This is a genomic window from Streptococcus sp. FSL K6-1323, from assembly GCF_038630745.1.
Classification (GTDB): domain Bacteria; phylum Bacillota; class Bacilli; order Lactobacillales; family Streptococcaceae; genus Streptococcus; species Streptococcus salivarius_D.
Window position 1 is genome coordinate 460,531 of record NZ_CP152039.1, and the last position, 18,831, is coordinate 479,361.

At 40.0% G+C, this 18,831-nt stretch carries 15 protein-coding genes; all 15 read left to right on the forward strand.

From position 1 onward, the window contains the following. Positions 1 to 31: 31 nt before the first annotated feature. A complete protein-coding gene (locus tag NST80_RS02405) occupies positions 32 to 955 on the forward strand; it encodes an XRE family transcriptional regulator (protein ID WP_183138109.1) in 924 nt (307 codons plus the stop codon). A gap of 138 nt (positions 956 to 1,093) precedes the next feature. Next, a complete protein-coding gene (locus tag NST80_RS02410) occupies positions 1,094 to 1,786 on the forward strand; it encodes a DUF6287 domain-containing protein (RefSeq protein ID WP_013990164.1) in 693 nt (230 codons plus the stop codon). 64 nt (positions 1,787 to 1,850) lie between these two features. Continuing rightward, positions 1,851 to 2,141: a hypothetical protein gene (locus tag NST80_RS02415; RefSeq protein WP_002885564.1), complete on the forward strand. Its 291-nt coding sequence runs from the start codon at positions 1,851 to 1,853 to the stop codon at positions 2,139 to 2,141. Between the two features lie 286 nt (positions 2,142 to 2,427). After that, complete coding sequence (locus NST80_RS02420; protein ID WP_183138110.1) at positions 2,428 to 5,010, forward strand: SH3 domain-containing protein; 2,583 nt, start codon at positions 2,428 to 2,430, stop codon at positions 5,008 to 5,010. Between the two features lie 202 nt (positions 5,011 to 5,212). Next, the gene (locus tag NST80_RS02425; RefSeq protein WP_183138111.1) at positions 5,213 to 5,965 is read left to right on the forward strand and encodes a response regulator transcription factor; all 753 of its coding nucleotides are present in this window, start codon (positions 5,213 to 5,215) and stop codon (positions 5,963 to 5,965) included. 134 nt (positions 5,966 to 6,099) lie between these two features. Next, positions 6,100 to 6,765, forward strand: coding sequence for a DUF6287 domain-containing protein (locus tag NST80_RS02430; RefSeq protein WP_183138112.1), 666 nt, complete (start codon positions 6,100 to 6,102; stop codon positions 6,763 to 6,765). Between the two features lie 248 nt (positions 6,766 to 7,013). Beyond that, positions 7,014 to 7,748, forward strand: a complete 735-nt coding sequence (locus NST80_RS02435; protein ID WP_002886762.1) for a response regulator transcription factor — start codon at positions 7,014 to 7,016, stop codon at positions 7,746 to 7,748. Then, positions 7,745 to 9,064: a GHKL domain-containing protein gene (locus NST80_RS02440; RefSeq protein ID WP_183138113.1), complete on the forward strand. Its 1,320-nt coding sequence runs from the start codon at positions 7,745 to 7,747 to the stop codon at positions 9,062 to 9,064. The genes NST80_RS02435 and NST80_RS02440 overlap by 4 nt, the downstream gene beginning before the upstream one ends. 97 nt (positions 9,065 to 9,161) lie before the next feature. Beyond that, positions 9,162 to 9,728, forward strand: a complete 567-nt coding sequence (locus NST80_RS02445; RefSeq protein WP_002886764.1) for a transcriptional regulator — start codon at positions 9,162 to 9,164, stop codon at positions 9,726 to 9,728. A 290-nt stretch (positions 9,729 to 10,018) separates the two neighbouring features. Continuing rightward, positions 10,019 to 13,585 (forward strand): LD-carboxypeptidase LdcB/DacB, encoded by a 3,567-nt coding sequence (gene ldcB, locus NST80_RS02450; RefSeq protein WP_149561462.1) that lies wholly within the window; start codon positions 10,019 to 10,021, stop codon positions 13,583 to 13,585. 132 nt (positions 13,586 to 13,717) lie between these two features. Next, positions 13,718 to 14,500: a carbon-nitrogen family hydrolase gene (locus tag NST80_RS02455; protein WP_183138115.1), complete on the forward strand. Its 783-nt coding sequence runs from the start codon at positions 13,718 to 13,720 to the stop codon at positions 14,498 to 14,500. 9 nt (positions 14,501 to 14,509) lie between these two features. Further along, positions 14,510 to 15,691, forward strand: coding sequence for a pyridoxal phosphate-dependent aminotransferase (locus tag NST80_RS02460; protein ID WP_013990171.1), 1,182 nt, complete (start codon positions 14,510 to 14,512; stop codon positions 15,689 to 15,691). 129 nt (positions 15,692 to 15,820) lie between these two features. Then, positions 15,821 to 16,843, forward strand: coding sequence for an N-acetyl-gamma-glutamyl-phosphate reductase (argC, locus tag NST80_RS02465; protein ID WP_183138116.1), 1,023 nt, complete (start codon positions 15,821 to 15,823; stop codon positions 16,841 to 16,843). Positions 16,844 to 16,872: 29 nt separating this feature from the next. Further along, entirely contained in the window at positions 16,873 to 18,066 is a 1,194-nt protein-coding gene (argJ, locus tag NST80_RS02470) for a bifunctional ornithine acetyltransferase/N-acetylglutamate synthase (RefSeq protein WP_183138117.1), read from the forward strand. 26 nt (positions 18,067 to 18,092) lie between these two features. After that, on the forward strand, positions 18,093 to 18,830 hold the full coding sequence (argB, locus tag NST80_RS02475) for an acetylglutamate kinase (protein ID WP_002886771.1): 738 nt from the start codon (positions 18,093 to 18,095) through the stop codon (positions 18,828 to 18,830). Position 18,831: the final 1 nt, after the last annotated feature.

Genomic DNA, 18,831 nt, shown 5'->3' on the forward strand with positions numbered 1-18,831 from the left:
TATAATAGTTTCAAGTAATAGGGAGCTAGCGATGTTTGGACAAGACTTTGGTCATCGGTTAAGAGAGTTGAGATTAGCACAAGGACTCACTAAAGAAAAATTTTGTGAAGGGGATGAGGTTTTATCAGTACGGCAATTGACACGTATAGAAACAGGGAAGTCTCAACCTAAACTAGAAACCTTAGAGCACTTGGCAAGACATCTGAATATATCTTTATCGGAATTGCTTGGAGAGAGGACTGTAGTCTTAAAGCTACCGGTAGAATACCTCAATCTCAAATACCAATTGATGCATGCGACTAGTCTAGATAAGCCAAATAACCTAATGAAACTAGACGAAAAGCTGGGTAAAATTATTGATAGCTATTATGATGATTTGCCAGCTGATGAACAGAGGGTTGTTGATATCTTACAGTCAAAACTTTACTCTTATACTTTAAAGACACATCAAAAATTTGGCATGAGCATATTGGAGAAGAGTTTACCATCATTATGTGAGAAAAGGGTGTACGGTATCAATGATCTACTACTTATAGAACTATATCAAATCTTGTTAGGAGATGGTGATAGTATGAGGTCAGATGGGTTTAGTGAAGGGACTTTTTATACTATTTGTAGAAATCTAATAAATAGTTATGATAATATTCCCACGGAGTATCTATTTTTACTTAGGGATGCCTTATTAATGGTTCCAATAGTTGAATATGAACGAAAAAAGTTTCATTTATCGGAGATAGCATTCATTCAACTGCATCACATTATGGAGGAAACTCAAGATTATCAGAAAAAACCAATTTTGAGAATGCTAGAGGGACAGTATCTATATGTTGTAAAGAATGATATTTTTGAGGCTAAAAAAGCCTATCAAGAAGGGATAATCTTGGCTAGATTGCTAGGAGATACCTCTTTAGCTGACATCATATCAGAGAAAATGAGAGATGCTATGAAAGAATAGAGCAGGACATACGTGTCCTGTTCTTTTTTTCTAATATGCAGTATATTATATTCATAAGAAGAACTAAAGAATATAACTTATTTCATCGAGATTTTTGAAAATGACACAGTCTAAAATAGAGTATTAAGGAGAATTATTATGAAACCTGCTACAAAACGTTTCACAACTTTAACCGCACTCGCTTTAACTTCCGTTCTATTACTTGGTGCATGTGGTAATAACAAGAAGGAAGCCACATTAACATCGAGCTCTAGTAAGGTTAGTCAGAAAGTGAAATCGACAAAACCATCTTCAAAAGAAAAAGCGAAGAAGTCTGAGAAAAAGACAAAATCTTCTAGTTCAGAAGAAGTCTCAAAAGAAACCTCTGGAGAAAAGAATTCACAACCATCAGCCGGAAATGTTGCTGGATCTACTCAACAAGAAGTTGCCCCAACAAATCCTAGTGAAGAAACAGCCGGAGTAAATCAAGGAACGACGACAGAACAACCAGCCGCTTCAGCGGAACAAACACCAGCTACCACAGCAGTGGATGTTACAGCAATGGCTAATGGTGATTTCTCTAGTGTTGCTGGTACCTATCAAAATGACTTAGGGGACACAATTACAGTATCCCCATCCGGTAGTGTAACCCGTGTTGGTGCTGAAAGTGGTTATAGTGATACAAGTAGTCAGCTCTTTAATGGTTTTGCTCAAGATGGCGGTTATGTAGCAGGTTTTGCTCATAATGATGGACCAACCAGTGACCCAATTTTCTTTGATAGTAATGGACAGATTCGTTTCGGTTCTGATGCGATATATGGTCGGATGCATGTTTACAATAAATTAGATTAATGGTATTGTCCCTCGGTACTTAAGAAAAGGAAATTACAAGTAGTAGAAGGAGTACGCTTTAAAAATGTCTCAAAAAGAACATGGAGAAGTGAGAAGTACTAGTGGTACCTTAAAGGGGACCTATCACTATTTGGATTCTCCCAGTCCTCATTTGTTTCCGTTTGTCTTTATTAGTAACGTAACAGATAGCCTTCAGATGTTTCGCGTGTGTAAGAATGGTAAGCCAATTGCCTTTCCATTACTTCTACCAAATCAGTATAAAATTGTTTACATTAAGGACTTTCAAAATGTTAGCTCCTGCGATGAGATTACAGTGACTGAACATTTAGAAGAATACATCTATGATGAATCATAGTTAGACTAGATTGATACCTATAGTCAAATCAACCCAGAATGAATTAATTAATCTATTCAGATTTGCTTAATGTGTCAAGGAATTAGATGTAGCAAAAGCCCTCAGGTAGCCCCTTTGGGCTTTTCTTAATCATAGTTATCTGAAAGAATTAGCTATCAATTTTCTACAAAATAAAGTTTAGTAATAATATTGAAATAATTGTAAAAAATATTTCAAAGAGGTATAATAGAAATGTGAAAACGGTTCCAATTTTTATCAAACAGCCTAGAAAGTGAGAGTGATCAAAATGAGAAAGGCATATGTTTTTAAGGAACGTCAACGTTACTCAATACGTAAATATTCTTTTGGAGCTGCATCAGTCTTAATTGGTGCGAGCTTGATGCTTGGTGGGCATGCTTTGGCTCAGGAACAAGCCAATAGCACAGGTTCTATCACAGACTATGAAGTTACTGTAAATAATTCTGAAGCACCCCAAATTGACCAGGCAACTTCAGAAGCTGTTACCGATGTCCTCAATGAACCTGCGTCAAGATCAGAAGCACCAAGACCTAAGCTTGCTAGCAGTGAAGTTGCTTCTTCTGAAGCTAGTAGTGTAGTGTCCAGCGAGGTTGCTTCTTTGGAAGTACCAGCAGAGGTTGCTCATTCTGCATCTGCTGTCGCTTCTGTTTCTAGATCAGAAGTGGCTACTCCACGTTCTGAAGTGTCATCAGTAGCTAGCTCTGAAGTAGTTAGTGAGATTAACCGTTCAGCAACTTCAGAAGTAGCAGAAGTTAGAGGTACTGACCGTGAAGCTGTCGATACTAGTCTTCGTACTGTCTTAACTAATGCTAGTCAGCCAGGTGTAGATGGTCCTGTGACTGCTGATGGCTCTCTTGACATCCCATCGAACGGTACCTATTATTTCCGTCGCACAACTGAAATTCGTACAGCTCCAATCATGGATATCAAACCTACTTTCGTCTTTAGTGCAGGCGACCATGTTATCTATGATAAGGTCTTGAAGAAAGATAATCACCAATGGATTTCTTACATTGGTTACGATTATGAACGCTACTACGCTGATATCGCAGCTTTGAAGGCCGAAAACACTAGTAGCACTACTGAAGCGACTAGAGATGAAACTATCCCTGAACGTGGTACTTATTACTTCACTAAACCTGCAGATGTGAAGAACCAACCTAGCTTGACTGCCAAGACTGAGTTCAATTTTGATCCAGGCATGTCAGTCAACTACGATAGATCTTTGCTTGCGGACAACCACCGTTGGATTTCTTATACTTCGTACAGTGGTACTCGTCGTTATGTCGACCTAGGTGCTGTTGCAGAGGCTGTAGCTAAACCAAGAGGCGATATCGCTATTGAAAGTCATGACAATGGTGACTTTAGTGTAGTTATCAGTAATGTTTCAGACCAAAACGGTGTCCTCGGGGTATCTGTTCCAATCTGGTCTGAAAAGAATGGCCAAGATGATATCATTTGGTACAATGCAACTCGTCTTAACAATGGCAACTACAAGGTTAACGTCAGCCTAACTGACCACAAGAATGAACGTGGTCTCTACAATGTTCATCTTTACTATGTTGAAACTAATGGTAAATTAGTTGGTGTGGGTGGCACAGCTTACACAGTTCCTGCCAAGGTTGAAGAAACGCATACAACTACTAGCTATAGCCTTCCTGACTCAGGAACTTACACCTTCAAAGCACGCACTGGCATTAAGGCAGAACCTCGTGTGGCAAGTCCAGAGTTAGCCTACTATGATGCTGGTATGTCAGTCAACTACGACAAGATTGTCAGTGGTGATGGTTACCAATGGCTTTCTTACCTCAGCTACAATGGCAACCGCCGTTATGTAGCCGTGGCTAAACTTGCTCAACAAGAAAGCAAACCAAGCGGTACTATCAATATTGAAAACCTCTCTAACCTCGGTTTTGACGTTCATATCACTAATGTTTCTGGTGGTGACAAGGCTATTCAAGGCGTAAGTGTTCCAGTTTGGACAGCTAAAGACGGCCAAGACGACCTTGTATGGCACCAAGCTAGCAGACAAAGTGATGGTAGCTACAAGGTTCGTATCAATGTTAGTGACCATAAGGCTGAAGCAGGTGAATACATTGTCCATCTCTACTATGTCCAAGATGGTAAAATGGTAGGTATCGGAGGCACTAGTACAACTGTTCCAGTTCAAAATGCAACTCGCCACAATCTTCCAGCTTCAGGTTCATATACCTTTACCGCTCGTACTGGCATCAAGACTCAACCTTTGGTAGCCAACCCAGATGTTAGCTACTACGATGCTGGTATGTCAGTCAACTATGACAAGGTTGTCAATAATGATGGCTATACATGGCTTTCTTATCTCAGCTATTCAGGACATCGTTTCTATGTGGCTATCGCACCAACGAGTGTGACTAAACCTGTAGAACAACCTGTTCAACCAAGTACACCATCATCTGGTACCTATACTTTCAAAGAACGCTCTAGCATTAAAGCAGAACCAAGTGTAGCGAGTCCAGAGTTGGCTTACTATGATACTGGTATGTCCGTTAACTATGACAGATTGGTGACTGCAGATGGTCACACATGGCTCTCTTATGTTAGCCATGGAGGCAACCGTCGTTACATTGCTATTGATGGTAAGGCAACAGCAGTTGCTCAACCAGCAAGTCCAAGCCTAGCTGCAACTGGTACTTATACCTTTACCAAACCTAGCTCTATCAAGGCTCAACCAAGTGTTGCTAGTCCAGAGTTAGCCTACTATGATAAAGGCATGTCCGTTCGCTATGACAAGGTCCTTACAGCCGATGGACACACATGGTTATCTTATACGACTTATAGTGGTGCAAGACGCTATGTGGATATTTCTTAAGAGTTGTAACATCACTCTCTTTTGAGGGTGGTGTTTTTTTAGTTTCAAGAGTTGAATCAATATATTGTTCAATATGCTTTAGAAACATTTGCTGTAAATTAGCGAAAGTTATAAAATCAAGGTGAAAGTATAGGATTCGTTCTATGAGTAACTAGCATCTTAAGTTATAGAATAAGGATGTTGTAATTAGAGGTGTTCAATTATGTTAGATATTTTTGTTTTAGAAGAAGATTATTTTCAACAAGCTCGTCTTGAGGATGCTATCCACAAGTCTAAACAAATATATATTTTAAGAATTGGGAAGGTTGATTTATACGATAAACCCAATCAATTATTAGAGCGTATTACGGAAAGGGGCTCGCATTTACTGTTTTTTCTAGATATTGGATCTGACAGTGATGTCGAAGGGGGAATATTGGTTGCTCAACAGATTCGTGAGCGAGATCCGTATGCAAGTATTGTTTTCATCACAGCACATCCCGAACTCCTACCTTCAACCTTTCAGTATCGCTTAGCTGCACTTGATTTTATTGACAAGAATTTGCCTGATATTGAATATGAAGATAGGATTATTTCTGATATTGGATTAGCACTTTCTAAAAATGGTCTGAGCCAAATAGAGTGTGCTTTTACTATAGATACAAAGAATGCAACTATACAAGTTCCTTTTCATAAGATTCTCTATTTTGAAACATCTCCAACGGTTCATAAGGTAATTCTTCATACAACAGAAGAGCAAATTGAGTTCTATGGTCAATTATCAAAAGTTGTAAAACAAGATTGCAGACTATATAAATGCCATAAATCATTTGTTGTAAATCCCGAAAACATTGTGAGATTGGACAAAGAATTAGGTGTTATTTATTTTGAAAACGGAGAGTCATGCTTGGTTTCGAAAGCTAAACAAAAAGAGATTGTTGCTAAGAGGCTTGTTCCAAAATCCATGGCAGTTTGATGTATATAGTATTTTTATTTTAAATGTTATTTTCTGATTATGACGAAAAAACGACTGTTTATGACTTCAATGAAAAATTTAGCTTTCTATATATTATAATAATCTCGTAAATTATCAGAAAAGGAATCTCACTCATGAAAAATACAAGTAAACTCATTGGTATCGTGTCAGCTCTAATTGTAGTTATCCTTGCTGTCTTCTTGGTGACTAAGTTTAATAGTCATGAGTCAGCGCGTGTTAGCACAAGTAGTAGCCCAGCTAAAACGGTTAAGAAATCATCTTCAAGCTCAAGCAAAGCTGTTAAGAAGGATAAGAAATCAGCTCAATCATCAACTTCAGCAGTTTCAAATGAAGAAAATGACAATCAGGCTTCAGCAGTAGCACCTAAAGCTTCTTCTCAAGAACAAGCTCAAGCAGGAACTGCAGATGGCGGACAAGTGGCTGAAGCAGCAGCTGGATCAGACAAGGTTAAATCTGAAAAGAATACAAATAATAGTCAATCATCGCTTGACTTTGGTGCCCTTGATAATGGTGATATTAGCTCTCTTGTGGGAACTTGGACTAATGCGAATGGTGAATCAGTTACAATTAACGCTGATGGTACAATTATTAAAAACTCAACAGGTTATACTGCTCAATTGAAGCCTCAAAGAGTTTCAGATAATATTTTTTATGCAGGAGTATTCTCAGATACAAGCTCAGCTGCATTGAGAGCGATTTCTGGAGGTAGTAACGGCTCTGATTACCTTGTTATTGGTCAAGACCAAACTGCTGAAGGTTTCCCTTATTATCGTAACTAGTACGAAAAAAGATTGCTATTTATGAACTGCACCCCAAAAGTTAGACAGATAAAATCTAACTTTGTGGGGTGTTTTTTAATTGATTGAAGTGAAAAAATGTTACAAACTATTGTCTTTTTTGTAACAAAAATGTAAAATAAGTAAAGAGAACAATAAATCTCATTTTGAATAAATAAGAGAGGTTCATTTATTAAAGAAATGCTCTAACTTAGAATTTCTCTTAAGATTATGCCAAAGGAAGTTATGCCATGCTTAACATCTATGTTTTAGAGGATCATTTTATCCAACAAAATCGTATTGAAGAGGTTATTCATACGATTCTTAAGAAAAATAACATTAAAGTGGGCGACTTTGAGGTTTTTGACAAACCCAATCAACTGTTAGACTTTATTACCGAGCGAGGGTCTCATCAGCTCTTTTTCCTAGACATTCAGATTAAAGACGATACTAAAAAAGGCTTGGAAGTTGCAAAGCAGATTCGCAAGAGTGACCCCTATGCCAATATTGTTTTCTTCACGACTCATTCAGAGTATCTTCCCTTAACTTTTCAATACCAATTGGCAGCTCTAGACTTTATTGATAAGTCTTTGGAGGGTGAGGACTTTCAAAAGCGTCTGGAAAGTATTATCTTATTAACCTGCAAAAAGATACAGAGTCAGAATCCAGAAGACGCTTTTCGGATTGAGAATGTTAAGACCGTTATTCAGGTTCCCTTTCATGATATCTTGTACTTTGAGACCTCGGATATCGTCCACAAGGTTATCCTTTATACTAAAGAGGAGCAGATTGAGTTTTATGGCAGTCTCTCTCAAATTGAAAAGAGTGACCCTAGACTGTTTAAATGTCATAAGTCCTTCCTAGTTAATCCAGAAAATATCATCAAATTAGATAAAAGTACGGGGACGGTCTATTTTGAAAATGGTGGCGTTTGCTATGTTTCAAAGTTGAAACTAAAGAAATTACTTGAGAGAATTAGCCTATGACAGCGATTAATTTTGTGTTGGATAATCTAGACTTTTTAGCGGAGATTATCCTCTTTATTCTCATTTATCAATACATTACCTCCGAGAAGATAAAGCTAAGATGGTATATCATCATCCCCTTGATTATCCGATTTTTGTTTGTGCTTTCTCCAGTCCTATCCTATGTTTTAGGGCATGCCTTCTTGGTTGTTTATTCCCTCTACAGAAATCGTTATGGTAATAGGTTATTAGATATTTTCTATGGCTTGTTTCCAATCGTCATAGAAAGTCTTGTTCACAATCTTATTATTTATGGGATTGCCTTAGTCATCAATCGACATTATCTGATTGTGCTGAATCATTTTCATTTAAACCTTGTCACTGAGTTGCTAGTCTTTCCTGTGTTTTGGTTAATCATTAAGACCTTAAAAGTAGATTTCAAAGCGCTGAACTATGGTTTTAGAAAGTCATTTTCAAAGTACTTTTTATTGCTTATAGATATATCAATGTTATCTTATGCCCTCCTTCTCCAATATATTACCTTTTTTGTGCAACAGATCCCTGGAGGAAGAGATTGGCATGTTTATCTCGTGGTGACCTATGCTTTACTCTTTCTTGCGACCCTTGTTTACATTAATGCGACTTTCAGCGAAAGACTAAAAGAAGAAGTCCTACTCCAAAAAGATAGGCAAATGAGTGATTTGGCTCATTATAGTCAACAAATCGAGCAACTCTATACTGATCTTCGTCGATTTAGGCATGATTACTTAAATATCTTGTCTAGTATCAAATATGGCATTGACTCCAAAGATATAGCTATCATTTCCGATATCTACGATAACATCCTTGAAAAAACAAAGACTCGGATTGAGGGGAAACAGTACGAAATTGCCAACTTGATTAATATTAAAGATGAAGCCGTTAAAGGTGTCTTGGCTAGTAAAATCTTGGAAGCACAAGACCAGTCTATTACCGTTCACCTTGAGGTCAGCGACGTCTTTGAAGTATCGAGGATGGAATTGTTGGATTTCATAACAGTGCTATCCATTTTTTTGGATAATGCTATTGAGGCTAGTTTGGATAGCATTACTAAAGAAGTAACCATTGCTCTTATCAGTAGCGATACAAAGGTAGTAATAGTAGAGAATACCATTGCTCAAGAATCTATCAATACAGTCGGCATCTTTAAACTTGGTCGCTCAAGTAAAGGAGAAGGACGTGGTATAGGTTTGTCCACTGTTCGAGAGATTTTAGGGAAGTATCCTAATTGTTCTTTGTCAACACAATCTAAAGACTATCGTTTTAAACAGACACTAAAAATAGAAGATGTGGTCTGATTATGACGGAAAAAACACCGTTTATGACTTCAATGAAAAATTTAACTGTCTATATATTATAATAACCTAGTAAATTATCAGAAAAGGAATATCACTCATGAAAAATACAAGTAAACTCATTGGTATCCTATCAGCTCTAATTGTAGTTATCCTTGCTGTCTTCTTAGTGACTATGTTTAATAGTCATGAGTCGGCGCGTGTTAACACAAGTAGTAGCCCAGCCAAGACGGTCAAGAAATCATCTTCAAGCTCAAGTAAAGCTGTTAAGAAGGATAAGAAAACAGCTAAATCATCATCTTCAGCAGTTTCAAATGAAGAAAATGACAATCAGGCTTCAGCAGTAGCACCTAAAGCTTCTTCTCAAAAACAAGCCCAAGCAGGAACTACAGATGGTGGACAAGTGGTTGAATCTACAACACCAGCTTCTCAAGTTGGAGGAGTTGAAGGTGGTCGAGGTGCATGGACAGCAACTTCTGGAACATTGACACTTGATGAGGAAACACCTGTTTATGCTGCTCCAGATAAAGATAGCGGAGCAGTTTCTACACTTCCTGCCGGAGATGTTGACTGGGATAAATATGAAATTTTACCTGATGGAAACTGGTATAGTTTTGTTAAGAATGGCCAACGTTATTATATTTCATATTCAGATGTAGGACATTGATAAATGATTTAAAAAGCAAACATGATAACTCGTATAAAGTTATCATGTTTTTTATGTTTCCCTCTACTTTTCCTAACAAAATTACGAATAAATAAGTATGGCTTGCTTCGGCTTTCGATTATGACAAAAATCGGACAGTTTATGATTTAAGTGGGAACAAGCCAAATAAATTTGGTATACTAATGGGTAAGTGAGAAATATTTAGTAATATTCTGTAAAGTACTTGTAATATTTGTCGCCGAGTGTTACAATCAACCTGTAACATCAATTCGATAGAGAGAATAATTGATATGAAACGAGAAAAATTTTTACACGAACAACAACGTTTTTCCATTCGTAAATATTCATTTGGAGCAGCATCAGTTCTTTTAGGAGCTAGTTTGGTCTTTGCGGGGCAAGCTTTGGCTGATGAGCATCATGAGGTTTCAACACCTTCAGATGCTTCTTTGCGTGCTATCTCAGATAGTGATGCTGTGACAGCAGCTGATATTTTCAGTGGTGTAGCAACAGATGGGGCAGCGTCAAGTGAGAAAGCTAGCCAAGTCTCAACAACTAGTCAAACCGCCAGTGAAACTGCCACTAGCGAGGCTACGAGTGAAGTGAGTGCTAGTACCTCACAAGTAGCAGATAAAACTTCTGAATCAACAGTTGCCAGCTCAGAAGCCACAAGTGGTACAAATACTTCGTCTGAAACAGCTACTAACTTTGATGTATCTGCCTTAACGAGAGCAGCTGTCAATACTAGTTTGGTGAGCCAACCGGCTACAACTACAGCAAGCGACCTCCCAAGCCAAGGAACTTATGTCTACAAGGAACGTACAGAGGTTAAGAATCAACCTAAGGTTTCTGCCAAGGCTGAATTTTATGTAAATCCAGGGGATAGCGTCTTTTACGATCAAGTCGTGACAGCTGATGGTTACCAATGGATTAGCTACAAATCATACTCTGGTGTGCGTCGTTATGCTCCAGTGAAACCAGTGGCAGCTGGTAGTGGTAACGGTAATAGTGGTAATGGGGATGGCAAACCTTCTAATGGCGCTCAAGCCACAACAGGTGCTTTGAATATCCCAGCGACAGGAACTTACTACTTTACACGTGACACAAATATTAAGAAGGAACCAAAAGCAGATCTCAAACCTACTTTTGTTTTCGGCAAGGGTGACCATGTCATCTATGATAAAGTTTTGACAGCTGATAATCACCAATGGATTTCTTACCTTGGTTATGACTATGTTCGCTATTATGCCGATATTGCGACTTTGACACCAGCCAAAGCTGAAACACCAACTGTTAAACCAACAGAAACTAATCAAGCAAAACCAGAAACTACTGGTGCTGAAAAGCTTCCAGCAAGTGGTACTTATAATGTGACACGTAGCTTGAATGTTAAAAACGAACCTAAGGCTTCTGCAGATACACTTTACACCTTGGAAAAAGGCTACAAAGTGAACTATGACAAGGTATTGACTGCGGATAACCACCAATGGATTTCTTACATTAGTTACAGTGGTACACGTCGTTATGTGGATATTGCGGCTTTGAAAACGACTGAGTCTAAACCGGTGGCTCCTAAAGATGGGGTTAAACCTGCTCCAAAACCTGAACTTACGCCAGAGAAAACTACTGATAATTCAGAAGTGACAGAAGTACTTGAAATCCCAGACAAAGGGACTTATCACTTTAAGAAAACTGCTAATGTGAAATCTGAACCTAAAGTTTCCTCTAAAACTGAATTTACTTTCGAAGATGGTGATTCCTTGTCATATGATAAGGTTATGTTGGCAGATGGTCACCAATGGATTTCTTACAAGAGTTTTAGTGGTGCTCGTCGCTATGTTGATATTGCTAAAGTAGAGGTTAGTCAAGACAAAGCTGGTACTACAACAAGCGAGTCAGATCTTAAACCAAACCAACCGGTTGCTTCAGAGAATGTTAAACCAGTAGATAATAAGCCTATGGAAACCAAACCAGTCGATAAACCGGCTGAAAAACCAGCAGTGACAGGAGCTGATAAACTTCCTTCAAGTGGGCGTTACAACTTTACTAAGACTGTAGATGTTAAGGACGAACCAAAGGTGTCAGCCAAGACTGAGTTTGTTTTTATGAATGGCGATTCTGTCTTTTATGATAAGGTTTTGACAGCGGACAATCATCAATGGATTTCTTATGTCAGCTACAGTGGTAAACGTCGTTATGTTGATGTTGCGACTGTGAAAGTAACAACAAACAAGCCAGTTGAGTCTAAACCGACTGAAAATAAACTTACCGGTAAGCTTAACATTGAAAATATGACTGAAAATGGCTTTGATGTGGTTATTACTGAGGTTTCAGGTGCAGGTAAGGCTATCCAGGAAGTACTTGTTCCTGTCTGGTCTGATAAAGACGGTCAAGACGACCTCAAATGGCCATCTGCAAGTAAACAAGCAGATGGTAGCTACAAGACACATGTATCTATCAGCGATCACAAGAATAATCGTGGTGACTACACTGTTCACCTCTACTATAAGATTGAAGGTAAACTTCAAGGTGTTGGTGGCACTCATACCAGTGTTCCAGTTCTTCAAGATCTTAGCCACCAATTGACCAATAACGGTTCTTACTACAGTGTTCGTGGTAAATACGATGATATTATCATTGTCAATAAAAAACATGGTCTTTCTAAGGACTATAACCCAGGTGAGAATCCTACAGCTAAGGCGGCTTTTGTTCGTCTTCGTGACGATATGATTAACCAAGGTTTGAATGTTGGACGTTCATACAGTGGTTTCCGTTCTTATGACTATCAAAAGACTCTTTACGATAACTATGTTAGCCGTGATGGTCAGGCAGCTGCGGACCGTTACTCAGCTCGTCCTGGATATAGTGAACATCAAACTGGTTTGGTCTTTGATTTGACCGATAAATCTGGTAATTTGCTTGAAGATTCACGTGCTAGCCAATGGCTTAAAGACAATGCACATAACTATGGCTTTATCGTGCGTTTCCAAGCAGGTAAGGAAGCTTCAACTGGCTACATGCCAGAAGCATGGCACATCCGCTATGTGGGTAAAGAAGCTAAAGACATCCACGATTCAGGTTTGAGTTTGGAAGAATACTTCGGTATCGAAGGTGGCGATTATGCTGCTAGCAGCAAACCTGCTGAAAGTAAATCAGCCACTACAGGTGCTATCAACCTTCCAGCGACAGGAACTTATACCTTTACAGGTCGTGCGTCAATCAAGGCGGAAGCTAAGGTTTCAAGCCCAGAGTTGGCCTACTATGACAAAGGTATGAGTGTAAACTATGATAAGGTTGTCACAGCTGATGGTCGTCAATGGCTTTCATATGTAACAGCAAGTGGTAACCGTCGTTATGTTGATATTGCAGCGGCCAAGGCAGAAGCTAAGCCAGAAACAAAACCAGTTGCGAAACCAGCGAATAACCCAAGTCTCCCAGAATCAGGCACTTATACTTTCACAGGTCGTGCGTCAATTAAGGCAGAAGCTAAGGTTTCAAGTCCAGAGTTGGCCTACTATGACAAGGGTATGAGTGTAAACTACGATAAGGTTCTCACAGCCGATGGTCGTCAATGGCTTTCATACGTGACAGCAAGTGGTAACCGTCGTTATGTTGATATTGCAGTAGCTAAGACAGAAGTAAGTCAACCAGCCGCAAAACCAAGTCTCCCAGAATCAGGTCGTTATACCTTCACAGGTCGTGCGTCAATCAAGGCAGAAGCTAAGGTTTCAAGTCCAGAGTTAGCCTACTATGACAAGGGCATGAGTGTTAACTATGACAAAGTTTTGACAGCCGATGGGCACACATGGCTTTCATATGTGGCAGCGAGTGGCAACCGTCGTTATGTTGATATTGCTTAATGAAGTAATGAATCAGGTTGGACAATGTGTCCAGCCTTTTTTGATAGCCTTTCTTTATCATGAGATTGAATTTTTCAATTTTTGTGACGTCTTTTGGAGTGCTATAATGGTTAATATAGAATCGAGGTTACTATGAAAATTGCATTGGTACAGATGGATGTTGCTCACGGAAAGCCTGTGGAAAATAAAAAGCACGTGAAAGAGATGTTGGAGAGGGCACTTAGCGAAAAGCCTGACGTCATTGTGCTACCTGAAATGTGGAATACTGGCTATGCTTTAGATGAACTGGATGGGCTTGCAGACAAGGAAGGTTTGAATTCTCAAGAACTCTTGTCTCATTTTGCTAGGAAACATGCTGTGGCTATTATCGGAGGGTCCGTTGCTATTGAGAAGGACGGAAAATTCTACAACACGACCTACGTCTACAATAAGTCTGGGGACCTAATCAATACCTATAGCAGGGTCCATCTCTTTGGCCTAATGGCAGAGGACCAGTACATGTCTGCTGGGTCTTCGGAGTCTGTATTTGAGCTTGATGGTGTGATAGTTGCTAGTGTCATTTGTTATGATATACGTTTTCCTGAATGGGTGCGGACACAGATGGCACAAGGGGCCAAGGTGCTTTTTGTGGTAGCGCAGTGGCCAGAACCTCGTGTGCAACAATGGGAGATTTTGTTAAAGGCGCGTGCGGTTGAAAATCAAGCTTTTGTAGTTGCTGTTAATCGTGTCGGAACAGGACCAGACGATGTCTTTTCAGGGCATTCTATGGTTATCGATCCACTTGGAAATGTGGTCTTGCAATCCAAGGAGCATGAGGAGGGCATTTTTATGGCCGATATTAATCTTGAAGAGGTAGACAAGGTTCGAGGTCAGATTCCTGTTTTTGAGGATCGTCGCACGGACTTGTATCATTAAGGAGCGTTTATGTTATTTGAAGAATCGGACTTATTGAAGGCATTGCCAGAACAGTTTTTTGCAGGTTTGGTTGCTAAGGTTAATGCCAAGGTGGCGGAAGGAGCAGATGTGATCAATCTTGGTCAGGGCAATCCCGACCAACCGACCTATGACCATATTGTTGAGGCGCTGTGCCTTTCAGCGAAAAATCCTGCTAGCCATAAGTATTCACAGTTTCGAGGCAATCGTCCTTTTAAGGAAGCAGCTGCTAGTTTTTACGAAAAACATTATGGGGTTGATTTGGATGCAGAGCGTGAGATTTGTGTCATGGGTGGAGCTAAAATTGGACTAGTGGAATTGCCCCTAGCTTTGATGAATCCTGGCGACCTTCTGCTCTTGCCTGACCCAGGTTATCCAGATTACTTGTCAGGAGTGAGTCTAGGACGTGTAGCTTATGAGACCTTTCCTTTGACGGCTGAAAATGATTTTTTGCCAGATCTGGATGCCATTCCTGAGGAGACCGCTCGGCGTGCTAAGTTTATCTATATCAATTATCCGAATAATCCGACGGGGGCTGTGGCGACTAAGGCTTTTTATGAAAAGTTAGTTGCTTGGGCGAAGACCTACGAAGTAGGAGTGGTGAGTGATTTGGCTTACGGAGCTTTGGGTTATCAGGGCTATGAGAATCCTAGCTTTTTATCAACGCCTGGTGCTAAAGATGTGGGCATTGAGTTCTATACTTTCTCGAAAACCTTCAATATGGCTGGTTGGCGTTTGGCCTTTGCAGCTGGGAATGACCAGATGATTGAAGCCTTAAATCTGATTCAAGACCATCTTTTTGTGGGAATCTTTCCTGCCTTGCAGGAGGCTGGGATTGCAGCTCTCTTAGACCCTAAATCTGAGGAGGCTGTTGCTCAACTGAATGCGACTTATGATAGCCGTCGAGATGCTTTTGTCCAGGCAGCTGCTAAGATTGGCTGGCAGGCCTTTCCATCCAGAGGTTCTTTCTATGCTTGGATGCCTGTGCCAGAGGGGTACACCAGTGAGAGTTTTGCGGATCTTTTACTTGAGAAGGTCCATGTTGCTGTGGCACCAGGTAAAGGATTTGGTCCTGCGGGTGATGCTTATGTTCGTATTGGGCTTTTGGTAGAGCCAGAGCGTCTGGTCGAAGCGGTCGATCGTATTGCCAACTTGCATTTATTTAATAACTAGATAGCATTCGTGAAAACAAGTAGTTGAAAAAGACTGCTTGTTTTTTTCATATTAATTTCAGTTTTTCCTTGACAAATGAATAAAAATACAATAAGCTGGTTACATATTTATTCAAAAAGGAGTGCATAAATGAAAGTTTCAATCGTTGGTATCACTGGTTATAGTGGTTTAGAGTTAGTTAAAATTTTGAATAATCATAAAAAAGTGGAACTTGTTTCTATTCACGCAACCAAGGAAGTGGGCCGACGATTGTCTGATGTGTATCCCTATCTGACAGATGTTTGTGACTTAGATATTGAAGCTTATGATGCGGAAAAGATTATGAAAAAGGCGGATTTGGTTTTCTTTGCCACACCTTCAGGAGTTGCTAGTTCGCTTGCAGAGGAATTTGTTCAAGCTGATTTTCCTGTTATTGATTTATCTGGGGATCATCGCTTGCCGGCAGATGTTTATCAAGAATGGTATAAAAAATCACCTGCCAAGCAGAGTGTTTTGAATAAATTTACATACGCATTATCAGAATATACAGATGTGAAGGATAAGAAATTTATCGCCAATCCTGGATGCTATGCAACAGCGACGGAGCTGGCCCTGATTCCTTTGGTTGCTTCTGGTCTGATTGAGACGGATAGTGTCATTGTGGATGCCAAGTCTGGTTTAACTGGTGCGGGTAAGGCTTTGAGCGAGTCTAGTCATTTTGTCAATGTTCACGATAATTACGTGACTTATAAACTCAATCATCATCAGCATATTCCTGAAATTGTTCAAACCTTGCAGACCTTTAATCCGGAAATGCCTGAGATTCAGTTTTCAACGTCGCTTTTACCAGTTAATCGCGGAATCATGGCTACGGTTTATTGTAAGTTGAAGAAGGACGTGACTGTAGCTGATGTGGCTTCAGCATTCACAAAGGCTTATAGCGATAAACCCTTTGTACGTGTTCAAGACAGCTTGCCAGAACTACACAACGTTATCGGATCGAATTTTACAGATATTGGATTTGCCTATAATGAAAAAACCAATGTTCTGACAGTTATTTCAGTCATTGATAATCTGCTTAAAGGAGCAGCTGGACAGGCAGTGCAAAATCTCAACCTCATGCAGGGGTGGGATGAGACGGAAGGTTTGCTTATGACACCGTCATACTTGTAGATGTAAGCATAGAGTTAGGAGAAAAAAATATGAAAGTCATCGATGGAACAATTGCTAGTCCGCTGGGATTCTCAGCAGATGGGCTACATGCAGGATTTAAAAAGAGAAAAATGGATTTTGGTTGGATTGTCTCTGAAAAACCAGCCAGTGTGGCAGGAGTTTACACGACCAATAAGGTGATTGCAGCTCCTCTGATTGTGACCAAGACCTCAGTTAAAAAGGCTGGGAAAATGAAGGCTATCGTTGTTAACTCAGGTGTAGCCAATTCTTGTACAGGGACTCAAGGTTTGGAGGATGCTTACACCATGCAGGAGTGGACCGCTGAAAAGCTAGGTGTTGAACCAGACTTGGTTGGTGTAGCTTCTACGGGGATTATCGGTGAGTTGCTACCAATGGATACGCTGAAAAATGGTCTTTCCAAGATAGTAGTTAATGGGAATGCTGATGATTTTGCCAAGGCGATTTTGACGACTGATACAGCGACTAAGACCATTGCTGTGACGGAGACCTTTGGACGTGATGTGGTCACTATGGCTGGTGTCGCTAAGGGCTCAGGGATGATTCACCCTAATATGGCGACCATGCTTGGATTTGTTACTTGTGATGCTAATATTTCTAGTGACACCCTGCAATTGGCCTTGAGCCAAAATGTGGAAAAGACCTTTAATCAGATTACAGTTGACGGAGATACTTCAACCAATGATATGGTTCTTGTTATGTCAAATGGTTGCACGCTCAATGAAGAGATTCTGCCAGATACACCAGAATTCGATAAATTTTCGAAGATGCTGAATTTTGTGATGCAAGAGTTGGCTAAGAAAATTGCCAAGGACGGTGAAGGTGCTAATAAACTCATCCAAGTTGATGTGGTTAATGCCCCTAATGCCCTTGATGCACGTATGATGGCAAAATCAGTTGTCGGTTCAAGCCTAGTTAAAACGGCTATCTTTGGTGAAGATCCTAACTGGGGACGTATTTTAGCCGCTGTTGGCTACGCTGGTGTGGATGTTCCTGTGGATAATGTTGATATTATGCTTGGCGGTCTGCCAGTTATGTTGGCCTCTAGTCCTGTTTCCTTTGATGATGAAGAAATGAAAGACATCATGCATGATGATGAAGTTACTATAACGGTAGATCTTCATGCTGGTCATGAAAAAGGAACTGCATGGGGGTGTGATCTTTCCTACGATTACGTTAAGATTAATGCCCTCTACCATACTTAAGTTATCTATGATAAAGGAGTTAACTGATGACTACTGAATATATTGTAATCAAGATTGGTGGAGTAGCCAGTAAGCAGCTAACTCCTGAGATATTGACTAAACTGTCAGAATGGCAGCAGGCTGGTCAAAAAATTGTTATCGTTCATGGGGGCGGTTTTGCTATTAATCAGCTGATGGAGGAGAATCATATTCCAATTCACAAGGTCAATGGTCTTCGTGTGACGGGTCAGTCAGATATGGCTTTGATCAAAGAAGCTTTGGTTGACATGGTTGGGAAAAACTTAGCAGGTGAGTTGACTACTGCAGGTTTGCCAGCCTATCAGCTTGTAGATGAATTGTCAGACCTTGTTCATGCTGATTTCTTAGATCAAGAGACCTATGGTTTTGTGGGTGAGGTCAAAAACATCACTAATCAAACCCTAGTGAGCCTCCTATCTCAAGGCAAACTTCCCTTGATTCCGAGTCTAGGCTATAGTGAGCAGGGGGATTTGCTCAATATTAATGCCGATTACCTTGCCAGAGCAGTGGCGATTAGTCTAGGTGCTAAAAAACTTATCCTTCTGACAGATGTCAAGGGCGTTTTAGAAAATGGTCAGGTTTTGGAGCAGCTGAATTTTGTGGACGTTCAGAAAAAAATAGATTCAGGTGTGGTTACTGGAGGCATGATTCCTAAAATTCAAAGTGCTGTTCAGACAGTTCAGGCTGGTGTCGAGCAGGTCATTATTGGTGATAACCTGACAGACGGTACCATAATCAAGGAGTAAG

Bases quoted from the DNA above. Each gene is read 5' to 3' on its own strand.
- NST80_RS02405 (WP_183138109.1), top strand. From the start codon at position 32: ATGTTTGGACAAGACTTTGGTCATCGGTTAAGAGAGTTGAGATTAGCA.
- NST80_RS02410 (WP_013990164.1), top strand. From the start codon at position 1,094: ATGAAACCTGCTACAAAACGTTTCACAACTTTAACCGCACTCGCTTTA.
- NST80_RS02415 (WP_002885564.1), top strand. From the start codon at position 1,851: ATGTCTCAAAAAGAACATGGAGAAGTGAGAAGTACTAGTGGTACCTTA.
- NST80_RS02420 (WP_183138110.1), top strand. From the start codon at position 2,428: ATGAGAAAGGCATATGTTTTTAAGGAACGTCAACGTTACTCAATACGT.
- NST80_RS02425 (WP_183138111.1), top strand. From the start codon at position 5,213: ATGTTAGATATTTTTGTTTTAGAAGAAGATTATTTTCAACAAGCTCGT.
- NST80_RS02430 (WP_183138112.1), top strand. From the start codon at position 6,100: ATGAAAAATACAAGTAAACTCATTGGTATCGTGTCAGCTCTAATTGTA.
- NST80_RS02435 (WP_002886762.1), top strand. From the start codon at position 7,014: ATGCTTAACATCTATGTTTTAGAGGATCATTTTATCCAACAAAATCGT.
- NST80_RS02440 (WP_183138113.1), top strand. From the start codon at position 7,745: ATGACAGCGATTAATTTTGTGTTGGATAATCTAGACTTTTTAGCGGAG.
- NST80_RS02445 (WP_002886764.1), top strand. From the start codon at position 9,162: ATGAAAAATACAAGTAAACTCATTGGTATCCTATCAGCTCTAATTGTA.
- ldcB (WP_149561462.1), top strand. From the start codon at position 10,019: ATGAAACGAGAAAAATTTTTACACGAACAACAACGTTTTTCCATTCGT.
- NST80_RS02455 (WP_183138115.1), top strand. From the start codon at position 13,718: ATGAAAATTGCATTGGTACAGATGGATGTTGCTCACGGAAAGCCTGTG.
- NST80_RS02460 (WP_013990171.1), top strand. From the start codon at position 14,510: ATGTTATTTGAAGAATCGGACTTATTGAAGGCATTGCCAGAACAGTTT.
- argC (WP_183138116.1), top strand. From the start codon at position 15,821: ATGAAAGTTTCAATCGTTGGTATCACTGGTTATAGTGGTTTAGAGTTA.
- argJ (WP_183138117.1), top strand. From the start codon at position 16,873: ATGAAAGTCATCGATGGAACAATTGCTAGTCCGCTGGGATTCTCAGCA.
- argB (WP_002886771.1), top strand. From the start codon at position 18,093: ATGACTACTGAATATATTGTAATCAAGATTGGTGGAGTAGCCAGTAAG.